At 69.8% G+C, this 18,568-nt stretch carries 19 protein-coding genes and 1 pseudogene; 15 read left to right on the forward strand and 5 right to left on the reverse strand.

The genetic code is table 11. The features are described 5' to 3' along the window. Positions 1 to 83: 83 nt before the first annotated feature. Positions 84 to 2,297 (reverse strand): glycoside hydrolase family 127 protein, encoded by a 2,214-nt coding sequence (locus ACI2K4_RS03780; RefSeq protein WP_404508465.1) that lies wholly within the window; start codon positions 2,295 to 2,297, stop codon positions 84 to 86. 102 nt (positions 2,298 to 2,399) lie between these two features. On the opposite strand from ACI2K4_RS03780, the gene ACI2K4_RS03785 reads away from it, so the two are divergent. Together ACI2K4_RS03785 and ACI2K4_RS03790 are read left to right on the forward strand one after the other, a co-directional pair. Further along, complete coding sequence (locus ACI2K4_RS03785) at positions 2,400 to 2,582, forward strand: hypothetical protein (protein ID WP_404508467.1); 183 nt, start codon at positions 2,400 to 2,402, stop codon at positions 2,580 to 2,582. A 149-nt stretch (positions 2,583 to 2,731) separates the two neighbouring features. Then, positions 2,732 to 3,031 (forward strand): putative quinol monooxygenase, encoded by a 300-nt coding sequence (locus tag ACI2K4_RS03790; RefSeq protein WP_404508469.1) that lies wholly within the window; start codon positions 2,732 to 2,734, stop codon positions 3,029 to 3,031. A gap of 396 nt (positions 3,032 to 3,427) precedes the next feature. Here ACI2K4_RS03790 and ACI2K4_RS03795 read toward each other — a convergent pair whose 3' ends face one another. Next, positions 3,428 to 3,775, reverse strand: a complete 348-nt coding sequence (locus tag ACI2K4_RS03795; protein WP_404508471.1) for a hypothetical protein — start codon at positions 3,773 to 3,775, stop codon at positions 3,428 to 3,430. Positions 3,776 to 4,046: 271 nt separating this feature from the next. Then, the gene (locus ACI2K4_RS03800) at positions 4,047 to 5,495 is read right to left on the reverse strand and encodes an alkaline phosphatase PhoX (RefSeq protein ID WP_404508473.1); all 1,449 of its coding nucleotides are present in this window, start codon (positions 5,493 to 5,495) and stop codon (positions 4,047 to 4,049) included. A gap of 561 nt (positions 5,496 to 6,056) precedes the next feature. On the opposite strand from ACI2K4_RS03800, the pseudogene ACI2K4_RS03805 reads away from it, so the two are divergent. The 8 genes and pseudogenes from ACI2K4_RS03805 to ACI2K4_RS03840 form a co-directional block, all read left to right on the forward strand. Next, a pseudogene (locus tag ACI2K4_RS03805) lies at positions 6,057 to 6,596 on the forward strand (alpha/beta hydrolase); the annotation flags it as partial. A 95-nt stretch (positions 6,597 to 6,691) separates the two neighbouring features. Then, positions 6,692 to 6,895: a hypothetical protein gene (locus ACI2K4_RS03810; protein ID WP_404509216.1), complete on the forward strand. Its 204-nt coding sequence runs from the start codon at positions 6,692 to 6,694 to the stop codon at positions 6,893 to 6,895. Further along, positions 6,838 to 6,981, forward strand: a complete 144-nt coding sequence (locus ACI2K4_RS03815; RefSeq protein ID WP_404508475.1) for a hypothetical protein — start codon at positions 6,838 to 6,840, stop codon at positions 6,979 to 6,981. The genes ACI2K4_RS03810 and ACI2K4_RS03815 overlap by 58 nt, the downstream gene beginning before the upstream one ends. Positions 6,982 to 7,102: 121 nt before the next feature. Beyond that, a complete protein-coding gene (locus ACI2K4_RS03820) occupies positions 7,103 to 7,930 on the forward strand; it encodes an ABC transporter ATP-binding protein (protein WP_404508477.1) in 828 nt (275 codons plus the stop codon). After that, positions 7,927 to 8,652, forward strand: a complete 726-nt coding sequence (locus ACI2K4_RS03825; protein ID WP_404508479.1) for an ABC transporter ATP-binding protein — start codon at positions 7,927 to 7,929, stop codon at positions 8,650 to 8,652. Before ACI2K4_RS03820 ends, ACI2K4_RS03825 begins: the two co-directional genes overlap by 4 nt. Before the next feature lie 50 nt (positions 8,653 to 8,702). Further along, entirely contained in the window at positions 8,703 to 9,581 is an 879-nt protein-coding gene (locus ACI2K4_RS03830) for a branched-chain amino acid ABC transporter permease (RefSeq protein ID WP_404508480.1), read from the forward strand. Further along, positions 9,578 to 10,705, forward strand: a complete 1,128-nt coding sequence (locus tag ACI2K4_RS03835) for a branched-chain amino acid ABC transporter permease (protein WP_404508481.1) — start codon at positions 9,578 to 9,580, stop codon at positions 10,703 to 10,705. Before ACI2K4_RS03830 ends, ACI2K4_RS03835 begins: the two co-directional genes overlap by 4 nt. A gap of 71 nt (positions 10,706 to 10,776) precedes the next feature. Continuing rightward, positions 10,777 to 12,063, forward strand: a complete 1,287-nt coding sequence (locus ACI2K4_RS03840; RefSeq protein WP_404508482.1) for an ABC transporter substrate-binding protein — start codon at positions 10,777 to 10,779, stop codon at positions 12,061 to 12,063. A 102-nt stretch (positions 12,064 to 12,165) separates the two neighbouring features. On the opposite strand, the gene ACI2K4_RS03845 is transcribed toward ACI2K4_RS03840, so the two are convergent. Beyond that, on the reverse strand, positions 12,166 to 13,077 hold the full coding sequence (locus ACI2K4_RS03845) for a hypothetical protein (RefSeq protein ID WP_404508483.1): 912 nt from the start codon (positions 13,075 to 13,077) through the stop codon (positions 12,166 to 12,168). A gap of 410 nt (positions 13,078 to 13,487) precedes the next feature. Here ACI2K4_RS03845 and ACI2K4_RS03850 point away from each other — a divergent pair, with 410 nt between their 5' ends. The 4 genes from ACI2K4_RS03850 (at position 13,488) to ACI2K4_RS03865 (ending at position 17,373) form a co-directional block, all read left to right on the forward strand. Then, positions 13,488 to 15,341, forward strand: coding sequence for an ABC transporter ATP-binding protein (locus tag ACI2K4_RS03850; protein WP_404509175.1), 1,854 nt, complete (start codon positions 13,488 to 13,490; stop codon positions 15,339 to 15,341). Between the two features lie 228 nt (positions 15,342 to 15,569). Further along, complete coding sequence (locus ACI2K4_RS03855; protein WP_404508484.1) at positions 15,570 to 15,707, forward strand: hypothetical protein; 138 nt, start codon at positions 15,570 to 15,572, stop codon at positions 15,705 to 15,707. A 64-nt stretch (positions 15,708 to 15,771) separates the two neighbouring features. Continuing rightward, positions 15,772 to 16,383 carry a TetR/AcrR family transcriptional regulator gene (locus ACI2K4_RS03860; RefSeq protein WP_404508486.1) on the forward strand — a complete coding sequence of 204 codons (612 nt, stop codon included), beginning with the start codon at positions 15,772 to 15,774 and terminating at the stop codon, positions 16,381 to 16,383. Between the two features lie 645 nt (positions 16,384 to 17,028). After that, positions 17,029 to 17,373, forward strand: coding sequence for a hypothetical protein (locus ACI2K4_RS03865; protein ID WP_404508488.1), 345 nt, complete (start codon positions 17,029 to 17,031; stop codon positions 17,371 to 17,373). Between the two features lie 19 nt (positions 17,374 to 17,392). Here ACI2K4_RS03865 and ACI2K4_RS03870 read toward each other — a convergent pair whose 3' ends face one another. Continuing rightward, a complete protein-coding gene (locus ACI2K4_RS03870; RefSeq protein ID WP_404508490.1) occupies positions 17,393 to 17,998 on the reverse strand; it encodes a cadmium resistance transporter in 606 nt (201 codons plus the stop codon). Between the two features lie 176 nt (positions 17,999 to 18,174). Here ACI2K4_RS03870 and ACI2K4_RS03875 point away from each other — a divergent pair, with 176 nt between their 5' ends. Further along, positions 18,175 to 18,510 (forward strand): hypothetical protein, encoded by a 336-nt coding sequence (locus ACI2K4_RS03875; protein WP_404508492.1) that lies wholly within the window; start codon positions 18,175 to 18,177, stop codon positions 18,508 to 18,510. The last annotated feature ends 58 nt before the right edge of the window (positions 18,511 to 18,568 follow it).

Consider the following 18,568-nt stretch of genomic DNA (forward strand, 5'->3'; position numbering starts at 1 on the left):
GCCGGAGGTCCACGATGATCGTGGAGAGTTCGGCCGGCTGTGGCGGGCCGAACTCTCCACGATCACGGATCACGTGGCTTTGGTCAGGGGCGTAGGTCGTCTTCCGCGTTGGTGGCGGCGGCGAGGATGGCGGTGCGTTCCTCGCGGGTGAGGTCGCCCTGACGTACCCAGTTGGCGGAGGCGGCCGTCACCGTCTTCATGAACTGCTGGTGGTTGGCGAACGGGGCCTGGGCCCAGACCAGGTCGAGGAAGGTCTGCCCGTCGCGCTCCCGATTCTCCACCCCGGAGTCGTACGTCCCGAAGAGCACCGTCGGCTCCGTACGCCGGAAGTAGATGTGCTGTGCTTGGGTGTCGCCGACGTAGAGCGGTCGTAGCGTGTGCCCGTTCGTGGTGAACGTGCCCGCCGTGCCCGGCGTGAAGGCGGGGGAGATGTCGCCGTCGAGTTTCACCTGACGGTAGAAGGAGAACTCCCGGTACGCGCGGTCGGAGCTGAGTGCCGCCAGCACCACCGGCCCGTGGAAGACGGTCTGGGTGTCCGCCCGGTCGAGCGCCTTCTCCACCCGCAGGCCGAACGGCATCGAGATCCGGATCGTGTCGCCGGTCTGCCACATCCGCCGCAGCCGCAGGTACGTCCCCGGCGTCTTCGGTCCGAGCCGCTCCTGACCGTTGATCCACACCTGGAAGTTCTTGGCCCAGCCCGGCACCCGCAGCAGGATGTCGAGCTGCGCCTTGCCGCCGGTGATGGCCAGGGTGCTTTCCTGCTCACGGGGGAAGTTCGTGGTCTGGGTGACCGTGATCCCCTTCTCGGCCCAGTTGAGGGTCGAGCCGACAAAGAGGTTGACGTAGAGCGAGCCGTTGTCGGCCGACCGGAAGTAGATTGACTCCTGGTATTTGGTGTGGTTCTCCAGGCCGCTGCCGCCGCAGCAAGTGCCGGTGTTGCCGTAGCCACGGGTGCTGCCCGGGGTGAGCGGCAGGAAGTAGACCACGTTCGGGTTGCTGGTGCTGTCCGCGTCGCGGCGGGACCCGAGGATGTGGTTGACCAGGGTCCGCTCGTAGTAGTCCATGTACTTCGGGTCCGGGTCGTGGAAGAACAGGTTCCGCGACACCTTGAGCAGGTTGTACGACGTACAGGTCTCGGCGCCGTTGCCGGCGATCGAGCCGGCGATGTTGCCGCGCGGCTGGAACAGTTCGGCGTTGGTGTTGCCGGGGCCGGCGGCGCTGTCCGGCCAGGTGCCGCTGGTGCCGCCGTGTGCGTACATCCGGTGCGGCACCACCATGTTCCAGAAGTTCTCGGCGACGGTGTGGTATTCAGCCTCGTTCGACCGGTCGAACACCCGCAGGTAGCCGACGAACTGGGGCACGTGGGTGTTGGCGTGCAGCCGGGTGAGGATGTCGCGGTTCTCGACGGTGGCGCCGAAGAGGGCCTGCCGGTTGTCGAAGCACTTCGCGGTGGTCAGGTAGCGTTCCTCGCCGGTGAGCGCGTGCAGGTCGGCCATCACCTCGTTCATGCCGCCGTACTCGCCCGCGATGTAGATCGCCCACATCCGGTTGAGCTGTTCGCGGGGGAGCACCGAGAGTCGGCTGTGCACCCAGTCGCCCATCTTGGTGACGATCTGGAGCGCCTGCGCGTTCCCGACCAGCAGGTACGCGTCGATCAAACCCCGCATGATCTTGTGGCAGGTGTAGTACGGCGCCCAGATCGTCGGGTACGTCGCGAACGACTCCAGCCGGATGAACTGCGTCTCCGGGTAGGCGGCGAGGAAGCCGGGGTGGCTCGCCTGCCCGCTGGCGGCGATCGCGTCCTGGCACTTACCAAGCTCCGTGACGATGTAGTCGATCTTGTCCTTGTAGAGCTGCTCGCCGGTCGACGCGTACGCCTGGGCGAACATGGTGATCAGGTGCCCGCTGAAGTGCCCGCGCAGGTTGCCGGTGGCGTCGTCCCAGCCGCCCGGAGGCGAGGAGCCCTCCGGGGTCGGCAGTCCGGCGGTCACCCGGAAGTTGTGCAACACCCGGTCGGCCGGGTACGCCGTGGCGAGACTGAGCACGCGTGCGCGCTTCTCGGCGAAGACCGTACCCTCGGCCAGGGTGACCTGGTCGAGCGCGAACGGCTTGACCACCCAACTCGGGTTCTGGTCCAGGAACGCGGCCTCCGGCGAGGCACCCGCCGACGCGGTGACGGCCTCCGGTGCGGCGAACGCCGCCCCGGCGACGTGCGGGGCGATGACCGCCCCCACTGTCGCGGCGCCGCCGACTTTCAGCAAACCGCGCCGGTCGATGGACGGACGTGCTGGAGTCACTGTCTACCCCCTGAGCTCGGTGGGTCTGTAGTGAGCGTTAACATCGATGCCTGTACGGCATCATCGTGTTACGCACCTGTTTCCAGCAACCTAATGCGATCGATGCGTACGCCCACCGGACACCTGTCGGAACTTCGGCGTACGTCGTTGGAACACCTGCTGGAGGCGTACCGGATGCTTTGTCCCCGCCCGTCGACCCGACGGCAGGCAACGTTGACGGCTGCCGCCGGGTTACGCCTGCCCGGCGCTACCGGCAGGGTCGGGGAGGCGCAGATGTTCGCGTGAACAAACCGCTGCGGCTCCGCCGTGCGGCGACCGTGTGCGAGAGAAACGCGGATCCGCGCGTATCCACGGCCGCGTACCGCTGCGGTAGCGTGGTCGCGGCAGGCGAGCGGTCACCGGGGCGAATTCGCCGGTCCCCATGGGAGTCGCAGGTGTCGTACGGGTACATCGGGTCGATGAAGACCAAGCCGGGTCGCCGCGACGACGTCGTGGCTATCCTGCTCAGCTCCGTCGACGGCCTGCGTCAGGTCGGTTGTGACCTCTACGTCGTGAGTGTCGCGGACACCGACGACGTCACCATCTGGGTGAGCGAGGTGTGGCAGAGCAAGGAGATGCACGACGCCTCCCTGCGACTTCCCGAGACCAAGGCAGCGATCGCCCAGGCCATGCCGATGCTCACCGGCGAGTTCACCAGTCAGGGAGTGGTCGTGCTCGGGGGTCTCGGCATCTGAGCGTGGCCTCGCCGGGTTTGAGGTGTCGATGCGGACAACCCGGTGTCGGTGGTGATGGGGGACTTCCAGGTGAGGCCGTGACGATCGCGTGAGTGGCTGGCCGCCGCCGTGGTCTGGGCGATCGACTGCCGCGCTGCCGCGCGGCTTGCCACCGGGTACGCGGTCCAGGCACGCGGAGAGCCGGCGACACGGCACCGCCCCGGCCCGAAGGCCGAGGCGGTGAGCCGTACGAACGCCGGACGACCGCCCGGCCGTGCCAACCACGTGCCATGAGCCGGTGCCGTACCCGGTCACGAGTGGGCAGGTAAGGACACCACGACACCGTTTCCGACCAGCCACATCGGACGGATCAGGTCAGTGGATCACGATCTTCCAAACCGGCGGTGTGTCGGGCTGTCAATCGTCACTGCCGGAACGCGGGATCATCTGGCAGGCGGACTCGATGTCTCCGGAGCGGACCAGTTCCTCAATCGCCCGCGTCATCGCCGGTACTCCGGGCTCCGGCACGATGACCAGGTCTGTCGACCAGAAGTAGGCGCTGCCAGCCGCTTCCCCGGTTTTCTGGTGGCGTCGTAGCACTTCGTCGATCGCGGGTAGCGTGTAGAAGGTGACGTAGCGGGTGGTTCCGTCGGCCAGTTCCACGTGGACGTCGGCCTCGGGCGCGGTCTCCGGCCGATCGTTGCCGATCAGGAAGCGAGCGATGAAGTCCGGCCGTTCGACCACGTAGTAGGCACCCTGTTGCACTGACCCTCCAAGCTTCCACCGGGCGGCGGTTTCCGAGCGTCGAGATGCAGAGTACGTGCAATGGTCGCCCGGCACGGCGTGCCCAGCCGTCTGTCCGCCCTGGTCAAAGCCAAGCTGATTCGCCCGCCTGTGTTGCCTTCTTCAACCACGTGCCCGTACGTCAGGTGCGCCGGCCGGTTTTTCGGGCACCGCCTGGCGGAGCGGGCCGGGCCGAAGCCCGCCGAGGCGCGGCCCGCCTGCCCGATCCGGGGCAGGTGGGCCGCGAGCCCGGTCAGCGCAGGTAGCTGTCCCACGGGCCGGTGATGGCCAGGGTGTAGCCCGGGTCCTGCATGTTCACGAACAGGACCTTGCCGTCCTCGGTGAACGTCGGTCCGCAGAACTCCGAGTCGTTGAGCTGGTTGCGGGCGATGGCGTAGGTCGGCCCGCCCGGGAACGAGCTGAGCACGTGCGACGCGCCCTTGCCGTCCTCGGCCAGGACCAGGCTGCCCCACGGGGTGACCGTGACGTTGTCGGGGCCGTCGAAGGTCATGTCGTTGTACCGGGCCACCTCGCCGGACTCCGCCGTGGCCTGGTGCGGGAAGTAGGTGACGAGCTGGATGGTCTGCTCGCGGTAGTTGTAGAACCACACCATGCCGTCGTGCGGCACGGCGTCGGCGGGCAGGTCGCCGTCGCTGAAGGCGTACGAGTTGACGACGTAGACGCCCTCGTCGGTGCCCCAGACGCCCTCGAACTTCTTGCCTCGGGTGACCTGGCCGTCCGCGAACTGCTGGCGTACCGGCTTGGTCTGCGCGTCGCGCTCGGGCACCGGAACCCAGCGGACCGCGAACGGGCGGCCCATCTGCGCCGAGGTCAGGTACGCGACGTCCGGCAGCACCGAGCCGTCGTCGAGGACGATCGCCATCGCGGCGAGCGTGCCGGCGTCGGGCGCGAGGTGGCTGAGCATGCCGGGGCCGACCTTGACGCCGCGCGGGGCGGTCCAACGGTAGAACAGGCCGTTCGGGCCGGAGGCGTCCTCGGAGAGGTAGACGCTGGTGCGGTCCTTGCCGATCGCCAGCGCCTCGTGGGCGTACCGGCCGAAGCACTTGATCGGCCGAGGGTCGGCCTTGCCGTCCGAGGTGACCTCGAAGACGTAGCCGTGGTCCTTCTGGTAGGTGCCGGAGCGCCCGCCTTCCGACCACGACTCGCCGGCCTTGTACTCGGTCTCCTCGCAGGTGAGCCAGGTCTCCCACGGGGTCGGCCCGCCGGCGCAGTTCGACACGGTGCCGGAGATGCCGACGAACTCGCCGAGGTTGCGGCCCGAGCGGTCGGTCGTGATGACGGTGCAGCCGCCGGCGTCGAGCGCGCCCGGGTCGTACACGGTGCCCTTCACGTGCGGCACGCCGTGTGCGCCACCCGCCTTGATCTCGTGGTTCTGGATGATGGTGTAGCGGCCGTGGCCGGCGTCGAAGACGGCCATGCCGTCGTGGGAGGACGGCGTGCTGCCCTGGCCGCGGTCGAGCTTGGTCACGCCGGTGGTGGTCACGATGTGGTAGCTGAAGCCCGGCGGCAGGGCCAGGATGCCCTTGGGGTCGTCCACCAGCGGCGGGAACGGCTTGTGGGCGCCGGCCGGCTTGGTCGACTTGGGGTTCGCCTGGGCCAGCGACGGCACGGCGCCGGCCACGGCGAGACCGACACCGGCAGCGGCGCCACCGGTGAGCAGGGCGCGACGGGTAGAAGGCACTTGGTCACTCCTTGTGAGGATGTGTTGCAATCGCACCGAGCGAACCCCCGCGCTCCGACAGCCGGACACCAGGCACATGTTCAGCCGGCGACCTGCGGGTTAAGAGTGGCCGCCATTCGGACATCCCGCCCGCACGGCAACCGTCCTGAACTGGGGTGACGCATCGGAGTGGTCGGCGTTGGTTAGATGGTCGGCGGGCCGCTCCGTACCCGGACCCGTGCCCGCCGTCCTTGTACCCAACGTGATCGTGGTGTCCGCGACCATCGCGGTTGGTCACTCTGTGTGAGTCGGCGCAGGCGTTGCATCGGTCGAGCTGGTCGGCGTCGCCCGACCCTTCGGGGACCCGTGTCGATTCCTGGGCCGGGTGCTCGGGGGTGTGTGCGCGATGGCGGGGGGACTGGTGATTTTGCCGATGCGTGGCCGGTGAGCCCGGTCGAACAATGGGGGACGTCGATATAACCCCGACGAACAGGGAGTACACCGACGTGCAACCACTCACCGCCACCCCCGCCCCCGTCCGCCCCCGTCCCGCCGTACGCCTTCTCGGCCGGCTCGCCGCGCTTCGTGGTGATCGGTATCGAGACCAACTCCATCTTCGACCAGCCGGGAAGCCGGGGTCAGCAACTCCTGGCCGCCCTCGACTACCTGGTCGAAGGCAGTTCGGTACGGACCAGGATCGACCCCTCCCGGCTCGCGGTCGCCGGTCACTCGATGGGTGGCGGCGGCAGCCTGGAGGCGGCCCGGAGCCGTCCGTCGCTCCAGGCGGCGGTACCACTGGCGCCGTGGAACCTGACCAAGACCTGGTCGACGCTGCGGGTGCCGACATTGATCATCGGCGGCGAGAACGACTCGGTCGCCTCGGTGTCGTCGCACTCGATCCCGTTCTACAACAGCATCCCGTCCGCCGCCGAGAAGGCGTACCTGGAGCTGAACGGGGCCAGCCACTTCTTCCCGCAGACCACCAACACCCCGACCGCGAAGCAGGCGGTGGCCTGGCTGAAGCGGTTCGTCGACGACGACACCCGGTACGAGCAGTTCCTCTGCCCGGGACCGACCGGCTCGGCGATCGAGGAGTACCGCAACACCTGCCCGAGCGCCTGATCTCCGTACCGGATAGCCGAGCGACCGCGTCGGGCTTCCGCCCGGCGCGGTCGCCTTTTATATTGCACTGACGATGCAAAAACTGGGGAGGAATCGTGGCCGACGACGATGCTGCCGCCGACCGGCTCCGCGACCGGGTGGCCGCGTTCCTCGGCCGGCACGACCCACACGGTGACCGGACCGGATTCGGTGACCGGACCGGCTTCCTCTGGGCCCGGTTCGACGGGCGGCGTAGGAGTGCGTGCAGTTGCCCGGTGGGATCGGGTTCACCTGGGAGCACCCGGCGCACCTTCACCTGAAGCGGGCCAGGAGCGCGGCGATCGGGTACGGCACCGCCGACCGGCACCGGGCGGCTCTCGCCGTCCTGGCTGACCTGCCCAATTGACCGATGCGTGAACGGCTTGGCTACTGGTAAGTAACAGCTATGCGTCGAAGGTGTTGACGGCCCGTTTCGTAAACGTACACTCCGAGTGTAATTAGTTCGGGGACCGGACGAGGGATGGCGGATGACGGAGCACGGGCTCGCGTTGCACGGCATCGGGGTGCGTTTCGGTGGGCTCACCGCCCTCGACGACGTCTCGCTCCAGGTGCCCCCCGACCGGGTCGTCGGCGTGATCGGACCCAACGGGGCCGGCAAGACCACCCTGTTCAACGTCGTCTGCGGGTTGGTCGAACCGGCGGCCGGAGAACTGACCCTGGACGGTCGTCCGTTACGCCCCCGCCCGCACCGGCTGACCCGACTCGGCATCGCCCGCACCCTCCAGGGGGTCGGGCTCTTCGCCGGCCTCACCGTGCTGGAGAACGTCATGGTCGGCGCGACCAACTCGGCCCGTGCCGGGTTCGCCCCGGCCCTGCTCGGGCTGCCGCGCAGCGACCGGGACGAACGCCGGCTGCGCGAGCACGCGCTGACCGTCATGGACGGGCTCGGCGTCGCCGACCAGGCCGACGCCGCCCCGGGCACGCTGCCGTTCGCCGTACGCAAACGGGTCGCGCTGGCCCGCGCGCTCGCCGCCCGACCCCGGCTGCTGCTGCTCGACGAGCCGGCCGGTGGCCTCGGCGCCGAGGACATCGAGGCGCTCGGCGACCTCATCCGCGAACTGCCCCGACGGGTCGAGCACCCGTGCGCGGTGCTGCTGGTCGAGCACCACATGGACCTGGTGATGGCGGTCTGCGACGAGATCGTGGTGCTCGACTTCGGCCGGGTGATCGCCGCCGGTCCACCGGAGGAGATCCGGGACGACCCGACGGTCACCGAGGCATACCTGGGCGCCACCGTCGACGAGGCGGCGGCCGAGAACCCCGGTGCCGAGGCCGGGAAGGGGGCGGCGGCATGAGTGACCCCGAGGCCCTGCTGAGCGTACGTGGACTGGTCGCCGGTTACGGGGCCGCGCCGGTGCTGCGGTCGGTGGACCTGATTATCGCGCCGGGCAGCATCGCCGCGGTTCTCGGCGCCAACGGTGCCGGCAAGACGACGCTGCTGCGTACCCTCTCGGGGTTGGTCCGGCCGACCGCGGGCCAGATCGTGCTCGACGGTGACGACCTGCGCGGCGTTCCGGTCGAGCAACTCGTGCGCCGGGGGATGGCCCACGTGCCGGAGGGGCGCGGCGTGGTCGCCGAGCTGACCGTGGACGAGAACCTCCGCCTCGGCGGCCTCTGGCGGCGCGACCGGACCGACGCCCGCCGGGCCCTCGACGAGGTCTACGACCTGTTCGAGCCGCTCGCCCGGCGTCGCCGGCACGCGGGTCACCAGCTCTCCGGCGGCGAACGGCAGATGCTCGCCCTGGGGCGGGCCCTGGTCGGGCGGCCCCGGCTGCTGCTGCTCGACGAGCCGTCGCTCGGGCTGGCGCCCCGGGTGACCGCCCAGATCATGGCGTTGCTGCGACAGTTGCGCGACCGCACCGGACTCACCGTGCTGCTGGTCGAACAGAACGTACGCGGCGCGCTCTCCGTCGCCGACCAGGGCGTGGTGATGTCGCTCGGCCGGATCGCCATCGCAACCAGCGCCGCCGGTCTGCGTGACGACGCCGACCTGCGGCGCGCCTACCTCGGGTTCTGACTCACGGACCCCGCACCACGGACAGCTCGGAGCTCGGAGGGAGGACCCACTTGGACCGCTTCGTTTTCCTCACGTTCGACGGCCTGGCCAGGGGAGCGGTGTATGCCGCCTTCGCCCTCGCGCTGGTGCTGATCTGGCGGGCGGCCCGCATCGTCAACTTCGCCCAGGGCGCGATGGCGGTCGCCACCGCGTACGTCGCGCACAGCGTGTCGAACGCGACCGGCTCCTACTGGCTGGGCTTTGTCGCGGCGCTCGCCGCCGGCCTGCTGCTCGGTGCCGTGGTGGAGGTGGCCGTGATGCGGTTCGTCGGCCACTCGTCACCGCTCAACGCGGTCATCGTCGCGCTCGGGCTGGTCCTGGTCATCCAGGCCGTCCTCGGCATCCTGTACGGCAGCGAGTTCCTGCCCGCGCCGACGCCGTTCGACCGTACCGCGCTCACCGTCGGTGGCCTGGTGCTGCTCTCGCCGTACGACCTGTTTGTCTTCGCCGCCGTCGGCGCGGTGGTGCTCGGCCTGGCGTGGATGTTCGGCCGTACCCCGGTCGGGCTGCGGATGCGGGCGGCGGCCTTCGCGCCCGAGGTGTCCCGGCTGCTCGGGGTCAACGTCGGCGGCATGCTCACGCTCGGCTGGGCGCTCGCCGCCGGGGTCGGCGCGCTCGCCGGGATGCTGGTCATCCCGACCGAGTTGGGGCTGCACCCGCACGCCATGGACCTGGTCTTCGTCTCGGCGTTCACCGCCGCCGTGGTCGGTGGGTTGGACAGCCCACCGGGCGCGGTGATCGGCGGCCTGGTCGTCGGCCTGCTGCTCTCCTACGTCGGCGGGTACGTCGGCAGCGACGTCACCCCGTTGGCGGTGCTGGCGTTGCTGCTGGTGGTGCTGCTGACCCGGCCCGCCGGCCTCTTCTCCGGCGTCGCGGCGAGGCAGGTGTGAACGCCCCCGCTCCGGTGACCGCCCCCGGACCCGGACCCCGACCCGCGACAGCACCGCCGGCGCGGGACGCCACCGGGCGGCCGAACCTGCTCCGGCGTTCCACCCTGCTGCGCCACCTCACCTTCACCCTGCTCGCCGCGCTGCTGCTGGTCGCCGCGAGCTACGGGCTGGAACCGTTCCGGAACTTCCAACTCGCCACGGTCGCCGCCTACCTCTGCGCCACCGCCGGGCTGACCGTGCTGACCGGGCTCAACGGCCAGCTCTCCCTCGGGCACGGTGCGCTGATGGCGACCGGTGCGTACACCGTGGCCCTGACCCAGACCCGGTTCCTCGACAGCGGCGCCACCTCCGGCTGGCTGCTCGCGGTGTCGCTGCTCGTCGCGGTCGTGGTGACGGTCGCCGTCGGCGCGGTGATCGGGCTCGCCGCCGCCCGGTTGCGCGGTCCCTACCTGGCCGGGCTCACCCTCGCGGTGGCGGTGGTCGTGCCGGCGGTGGCGATCACCTTCGACGGGATCCTCGGCGGGGAACAGGGACTCTCCGTGCCGGTCGAGCCGCCGCCGCTCGCGCTCGGCCCGTACTTCCCGTACGAACGCTGGCAGGCTTGGCTGACCTGCGCCGCAACCCTGCTGACCATGCTGCTGCTGGCGAACCTGGTCCGCAGCCGGTTCGGACGCGCGTTTCGCGCGGTCCGGGACGACGAGGTGGCCGCCCGGCTGGCCGGCATCCACGTCGGCCGTACCCAGGTGCTGGCGTTCGTGGTCAGTGCCGGCTGCGCGGGACTTGGCGGTGGCCTGCTCGCGGTGCTGGCGCAGAGCGTGTCGCCGGGGGCGTTCTCGCTGACCCTGTCGCTGTTCCTACTGATGGCGATCGTGATCGGCGGCCTCGGCAGCCTCGCCGGTGCGGTCTGGGGCGCGGTGCTGCTGGTCGCGCTCCCCGACCTGACCCACTCGCTGACCGAGCTGTTCACCCTCTCGCCCGCGGCCGCGCAACGGTGGGAGGGCAACCTCCCGCTGGCGATCTTCGGAGTCACGTTGATCGTCGTGATGATCGCCGCTCCGGGCGGCATCCACGGACTGCTGAGCCGAGCCGGTCGCGCCTGGCGCCGACGCCGGCAGCGGTCCTGACCCGCGTACCGCCGCACCACCAGTTCACACCATCACCACGAACCGGACCGGGAAAGGTCGGTGCCTCCATCATGCAACGATTCGCACGACGCGGTCTCGCCGTCGCCACCTCGTTCGCCCTGCTCGTCAGCGTCGCCGGCTGCGGTGACGACGACGGCGGCGGTGGGGGCGGGGCCCCCGTACCCGGCGTCACCGACACCGAGATCGTGGTCGGTACGCACATGCCGCTGACCGGCCCGGCCTCGGCCGGTTACTCCAGCATCGCGCCGGCCACCAAGGCGTACTTCGACTACGTCAACGCCAATGGTGGTGTGCACGGCCGGAAGATCACCTACAAGATCATGGACGACGGCTACAACCCGGCCAACACCCAGCAGGTCGTACGCCAGCTCGTGCTCCAGGACAAGGTCTTCGCGATCCTCAACGGCCTGGGCACCCCGACCCACACCGGCGTACTCGACTTCCTCAAGACCAACCGGGTGCCGGACCTCTTCGTGGCCTCGGGCAGCCGGAGCTGGGACCAGCCGGAGAAGTACCCGTCGACCTTCGGCTTCAACACCGACTACACGGTCGAGGGCAAGATCCTGGCCAACTACATCAAGAGCGACCTGGCCGGGCAGAAGGTCTGCTTCCTCGGCCAGGACGACGACTTCGGGCGGGACAGCCTGGCCGGGGTGGAGAAGATCCTCGGTGCCGCCGCGATCGCCGCCAAGCAGACGTACGTCACCACCAACACCAACGTCGCACCGCAGATCGGCGCCTTCAAGGCGGCCGGTTGCCAGGTTGTCGTGCTGGCCACGGTGCCGGGCTTCACCGCGCTGGCCATCGGCACCGCGGCCCGACTCGCCTTCAAACCGCAGTGGGTGGTCTCCAACGTCGGTGCCGACTACAACACCCTCGCCAAGTCGCTCGGCGCCGCCGCGCCGCTGCTCGAAGGGGTGATCGGGTCGAACTACATGCCGATGAACAACGACGCCGCGAACCCCTGGATCCAGCTCTTCACGAAGGTCAACCAGGCGCACAACGGCGGGGCGCCGTTCGACGGCAACACCGTCTACGGCATGGCCGTCGGCTACCTGTTCGTGCAGGCACTGCTCGCCGCCGGCAAGGACCTCACCCGCGAGTCGCTGATCGCGGCCGTCGAGAAGAGCGGCTTCCAGGGACCGGGGCTGGTGCCGTTGCGGTTCTCCGAGACCGACCACTCGGGCTACGGGGGCGCGCGGCTCAGCAAGGTCACCGGCGGGGTGCAGAGCTACTTCGGCCCGGCGTACGAGACCGACGAGGCCGACGGGGCGGTGAAGGAGTACACCGTCGCCCCGGTCGCACCACCGGCGAACGGCATCCCGACCGCCTCCTGATCCCTCCCACCGGCGGCACCGGGGGTGGCCCGCGCTCCCGATGCCCCACCACCCGCGCCGGGAGCGGGGCGGTGGCCGACCTCGTTCCCGTCGGGGACGGGGTCAGCCACCGCCGTACGACCCGGACCGGTCGTCCGGACCGTGTGCGGGCACCGCGGACACGGCACCGAGCGGTCCCTCGGCCGTCTCCGGCCACTGCCACCGGAGGCCGTACGCACAGCCCCGGCGCGGCCGGTCCACCGATACGACGTACTTGACCAGGTCGTTCGCCCGGTCGACGGACCGGTGACAGGCGACCTTGCCCGAGTCCTGACGTCCGTAACCCTTGCTCGTACGCCGCCACACCACGCCCTCCACCCGCGTCGGCGCCAGTCCCCGGTCGAAGACGGCGGTGACCCGGATCTTGCGTACGCGCCGTTCCTCACCGCTCTCGCGGTAGTACGGCTTCATCGTGCTGAAGTCGTCGTGGAACACGTGGCGTAGACCCACCTCGACCCGTTGGTTCTTGGCGATCGGCCCGAGCAGGTAGATCCAACGGTAGATTCGGCCGTCCTCTTCGGGAATGCCGCCGTCGAGCAGGGTGTGTTCGGGAAAGAGCGACGACGTGTGCGGACGTTGCCGACTCTGTCCGCTCCAGTGGGAGCGGATAGCGACCAGACGGAGACCGTCGCGATTCGACCGGACGGTCTGCTTCCTGGTGTACGTATAGGTGTGGTGGTCGGCGGTGGCGGCGACTCGTAACGTACCTTCGAGTTCCTCGATCCGGAAGTCGGACGACCCGTCGACAATGGTGCGCAGGAGCAGGAGCGACACCACGAGGACGAGTGCCGTAACCGTCGGCACGAGCATTGCGGCCGTCGAATCCGGCCACCAGTCGATTCCGTCGAGCACCGTCACCGACACGCCGAGCAGGCCGCTGGCCAGTGCCAACAGGAAGAGGACGGCCTGTAGCACCTCGACGCCGTCCCGAACCGCCTGGACCGGGCGGCTCCGAAGAAAGCCGTTCTCGGACATCCACTGCTCCTCGTCGCGTCGTGGTCTGGTTCCGGGCCGGGCCGGGCAGATCTTGTTTTCCCGTCGTGCTCCGGCCTCGCGACGCAACGAACGGAAACGGGAAAGCGGTGTGGGGATTCCAGGCTACGGCGGTTGCGGTAGGGCGAAGACGGATGTTGATCGCCGGTACGTGAATGAACGGGAGGGAATTCGGCGACAGGGGCCGTACCGGCGGTACGGATGACGATGTCCTGTTCGCGATCGTATTGCCCGACCGGCGCCGTCGATTCCTGTGCCAGGAGGTCCTAGTGACAGCATCCGCGACCGACGACACCACCCGTGACGACGGCGAGGGTCCAACCGGCCGACGCGACGGCGGGGGGCACGACGGCGGGGGACCGGTGGAGTCGGTGCTGCCGGAACTGCGCACCATGTGGTGGGAGACCGGCCTGCGGGCCCGGGTCGACGCGGGCCTGCTCGCCGTCTTCGCCGAGCTGCCCCGGCTGGTCGGCAGGGCGTTGCGGGTCAGTTGGCGGGCGGACCGGATCCGTACCTCGGTGGTCGGTGTCGCGACGGTCGGCGCGGGTGTGATGGCGGCCTTCGGGCTGCTGGCCACCCAGCGGGTGCTGGTGGAACTGTTCGCGGGCGGCCCGACCCCGGACAAGGTGACCGCGGCGCTGCCCGCGCTCGGACTCCTCGCGGCGGCCACCGCCGTCCGGGCCGGGCTCGGCATCGCCACCGGGTACGCCCAGAACGGCCTCAACCCCCGGGTCAGCCGCGAGGTGGAACGCGGCCTGTTCGAGGTCACCACCCTGGTACGGCTGGACGCCTTCGACGAGGACGCGTTCGCCGACGACATGGAACGAGCCTCCCGGGGCACGGACTCCGCGATCGCGCTCGTGCAGGGCGCGATGAACCTGCTCGCCGGGCTGGTCAGCCTGCTCGCCGTCACGGTCGCGGTGATCGTGATCCATCCGCTGCTGCTGCTCGCACTGCTGGTTGCGACCCTGCCCAACGCCTGGGCGGCGCTGCGCGCCGGACACCAGCGGTACCAGACCTACATCGCGGGGTCCGTACGTCGCCGCAGGAGGTGGATCCTGCACCGGCTGATGGCCGAGCGGGCCTCCGCACCGGAACTGCGCTCGTACGGGCTGCGTCGTTTCCTGCTCGACCAGTACGACCGGGTGATGGGTGTGGAGACCGAGATCCAGATCGCGCTGGCGCGCAGGGTCACGACGACCACCAGCGTCGGGTCGGTGATCGGCGGGCTCGCCACCGGTGTGGTGTACGTCCTGCTCGGCGTACTGCTGCTGAACGGGCAGATCCCGTTGGCGGCGGCGGCCACGTGCGTGATCGCGGTGCAGGCCGCACAGCGGTCGCTGACCACGGTCACCTTCCACATCGACCACATCTACAGCGACGGCCAGCATTTCAGCGACTACACCGGCTTCATGACGCGGGCGGACAACTACCTGCCCGCCGCGGCCGGCGGCACCCCGGTCAGCCCGCTGCGGGAACTCACCGTGCGCGGGGTCAGCCTCCGTTACCCGGAGCGGGTGGACCCCGCGGTGGACGACGTGACGCTCACCATCCGGGCCGGACAGACGGTGGCGTTTGTCGGCGAGAACGGCTCCGGCAAGACCACTCTGGCCGCGATGATCGCGGCGTTGCGGGCGCCGAGCGAGGGCAGCGTGGAGTGGAACGGGCGCGACCTGCGCGACTGGGACCCGGACGGGTTGCGGGCGCGGATCGCGGTGGTGACCCAGGAGTACCACAAGTGGCCGTTCACGGCGGCGACCAACATCGCCATCGGCGACCCGGATAATGAGCCGAGGCAGGACCGGATCGAGTTGGCGGCCGAGCGCGCGGTCGCCCATGAGATGATCCGGGACCTGCCGCACGGGTACGAGACCCTGTTGGACCGTACCTTCGCCAACGGCCAGGATCTCTCCGGTGGACAGTGGCAGCGGATCACCGCCGCTCGGGGGTTCCTCCGCGAAGCCGAGTTGTTGATCATGGATGAACCCTCCTCGGCGCTGGACCCGCGTGCCGAGGACGCGCTCTTCCAGGCGATCCGGGACCGCCAGGGTCGGGTGACCACGATCCTGATCACCCACCGGCTGGCCAACGTACGGCACGCCGACCGGATCTTCGTCCTGCACGACGGCGCGCTGGTCGAGTCCGGCCACCACGACGAACTGGTCGCCGCCGGTGGCCGGTACGCCGAACTGTTCGCGCTTCAGGCAGCCGGCTACCGGGCGTCCGACCCGACCGTGCACGGGTAGGGATGCCCGGACCGGACCGGAGCGGACCGGACTGGACTGGACCGGACCGGAACCGGCGGTGCGCGGGTGGGTGCGCGGGAACCGAAGCGGACCGGATTCGGCGGTGCGTGGCCGGGGCGCCCCGGGGCGGGTGGCTGGCCGTTGACGGGCCGCCCGTGCCGCTCATACTATTAGCACTGTGAATGCATATTTTGTCCGCGGGGCCGGCGCTGCGGACGGACGGTCCTGATGGTGCCCGAGCCGGTCGAGGCGGCGGGACTCGACCTGGCCGGCGCCAACGCGGGTGTCGCCGACGGCCCGGACGAGGTGCACCGCCGTTCGCTTGCCCGTCGCGAACTGCGCCGCCACCTGCCGAGCTCGTCATGATCCATGGATACACTCTGCGTGCATGTTCGGCCCCGGTAGGTCGGGGCGAAGGGGGAGTGGCGACATGGGTCAGACCGACCTGCCGGCTCGGGTCGACGGGCGTACCGCACGCGCGGAACGTACCCGTGCGGCGATAGTCGAGGCTCATCTCGCGCTCATCTCCGAGGGCGACCTGCGGCCGACCGGCGAGCGGATCGCCGAGCGGGCCGGGGTGTCGCTGCGTACCCTCTGGACGAACTTCAAGGACATGGAGACGCTTTTCGAGGCCAGTGGCGAGCGGCTGCTCCAGCAACAGGACGCCGCCTACCGGCCGATCTCGCCGGAGTTGCCGCTGGCCAAGCGGGTCGACGCGTACTGCCGGCAGCGGGCCCGACTGCTCCAGCTGATCACACCCTCGGCGCGGGCCGCGCAGATGCGTGAACCGGTCTCCGCCCAGTTGCACCGCAACCGGCTCAAACACATCGACCGGGTACGCACCGAGGTGCTCGACCTCTTCGCGGTCGAGCTGGACCAGGCCGGTGCCGGCCGTGACGAACTGGTCAGCGCACTGGTCGCGGCGAGCATGTGGCCCGCCTGGTCGATGCTGCGCGACGGCCTCGGGCTGGGCGTCGACCGCGCCCGCGCGGTGATGACCCGGACCGTGCTGGCCCTCCTGACGACCGGTGGACCGGCCTGACCGTCCGCGACGTCGGCGACCGACACCCGTTACCGGCGGCGGTCCACGATCCTTGTCCGCGCGGCGGTGGCGGTGCTGATCCGGATCGCGGTGCGACCGTCCCTTGTGGTGCCGGACGGCACCCCCATCGAGGAAAGTGACTGCTGCCCTCACCGCTTGTGAGCAGTTCCGCAGGCTGGGTCCAGCGGGCGATGGCGACCGTCAACCGGGAACGGCGATGGTTCCTGCCGGCGCTCCTGCTCTGCGTGCTCACCATCGTCCTGCTCCTCATGGGCGAGCAGGCGAGCTGGATCGTCCAGATCCTGGGGCTGGTCGTCGCCGTCATCGGGGTCGTCACACCGTTCGTCGCCCACCGGTTGGGGCGCCCGACCGTCCCGGCGGAGACCGCCCCGGCCGTCGTGCGGGCCCGGGTCGCCCTGGGCATCGCGTTACTGCTCGTCAGTGTCCTGCTGCCAGCCGTGCTCCGCTGGTGGTACGCGAACTATTCCGACCTGGACGTCAGCGCCGAACGGACGCTGGAACTGCGACCGGAGGAGACGGGGGACGTGCGGCTGACCCTCGGCGGAAGACCGTGGCGCGGATCATTGGCCTTCACGCCGAGACTCGAACCGCTCAGCACACCGGGCAACTGCGTCGGCGGCCAACGTGCACCCACTCGAGGAGACCACGCTGGAGACCTGCGTCGATCGGCTGGTCGCGGGTCAGGTGGTGGGGGTGTCCACCGACCGGGTGGTGCTGGAAGGCGTGGCCAATTCCCGGCCCGGCGCCAACCTGGTCGTTTCGAAGGACTTCCTGCTCGGCCACGAGGCGTACGGCATCGGGCTGCCGAACAACTTTCCCCGGACCTGCGCCTTCCTCAACACGAAGATCAAGGAGTTCATCCTCGACCACTGGCAGCAGAAGTTCCGCGACAACCTGGCGGATTTCGCGACACCGGAGGGGCGGATGCCCGACCCGAACGGTCTGGACCCCTGCGAGCCGGAGGACTGAACCCGGAGGTCTGCGGGTGTTACCAGCCGGCCAGGCCGCCGAGCACGTCGGATTCGACCACGATGACCGCGCCGACGAGCATGAACACCACGGGTACGACCCACCGCCCGAACCGCTCCACCAGCGCGATCACCCTCTTGTGCGAGCCCAGCCATGAACCGGCGACGCACCACACCGCCACGCCGACGACGAAGACCGCGATCGTGACCAGGCTCTCCGTCACGCCGATGCCACGGAACAACGGGGTGTAGACCGAGAGGTTGTCCGCGCCGTTGGCGATCGTGATGCCGGCGACCGTCATCACGCCCGTGGCCAGCATCGGCGGCTCCTCGTCGCCACGGTCACGGATCGCCGCGACCAGGCCCCTGACGCCCAGCCCGAAGGGAATCAGTCCCAGCAGACCGACCCAGCGGTCCGGCACGATCGTCAGCCCGAGTGCGGCCACCGCCGAGACGGCCACCAGGATCGCTATCCCGAGGTACTGACCGACCCAGATCCGCCATGTCCGCGAGGCACCGCTCGCCCGCGCCGACAGGAACAGCACCGTCAGTACGACGATGTCGTCGATGTTCGTGCCGACGAACACGCCGACCGCCGTTGCGACGGTGCCGACCAGACCTCCCACGAGCGGCAGTGTAGGGCCGTTCCGGGCAGCCGTACGACGCCGGGCAGCCGCAGCCGGGTGAGCCCAGACGGCGGTGTACGGCGAAGGTTGGCGCCACTGGGCGCTGCGCGAGCCAACGACCGTGGCCGACAGCAGTCACGAGTCCTGGCAGGCGGGGCGGATGCGAGAATCGCGCAATGGTCAGCGTGGTGGTCGATGTCCGGCACGAGGATGGCGCGGCCAGCGTGAAGCTCCAGAGTGACGCGTGGGAACTCAACTTCCAGGCCCCGACCGAGATTCTGTTGCGGCTGCGAGATGTCCGGGCGGCGGACTGGGCTGCTCGCCGCTCGATCGCCACCGGGTACGCCGCTGGTGTCCCGGTCTTCTGGGCCGCCGGTGGGTCCGGGGCCGACGAGGCGGTGATCCTGATCGGGGCGGACGATGAGGGCTGGTCCATCGCGTTCACTGTTTCAGCCACGGTCGCTGACGAGATCGTGCGTACCGTCGAGGCCGAGCGCACTTACCCGGAGTGACGGGGATTCCCGGTATCGTCCCGTTCCGCCAGAAACGCAAGGAGTTGACGCTACTGCC

Source organism: Micromonospora sp. NPDC050397 (assembly GCF_044901685.1).
In the GTDB taxonomy this organism is placed as follows: Bacteria; Actinomycetota; Actinomycetes; order Mycobacteriales; family Micromonosporaceae; genus Micromonospora_G.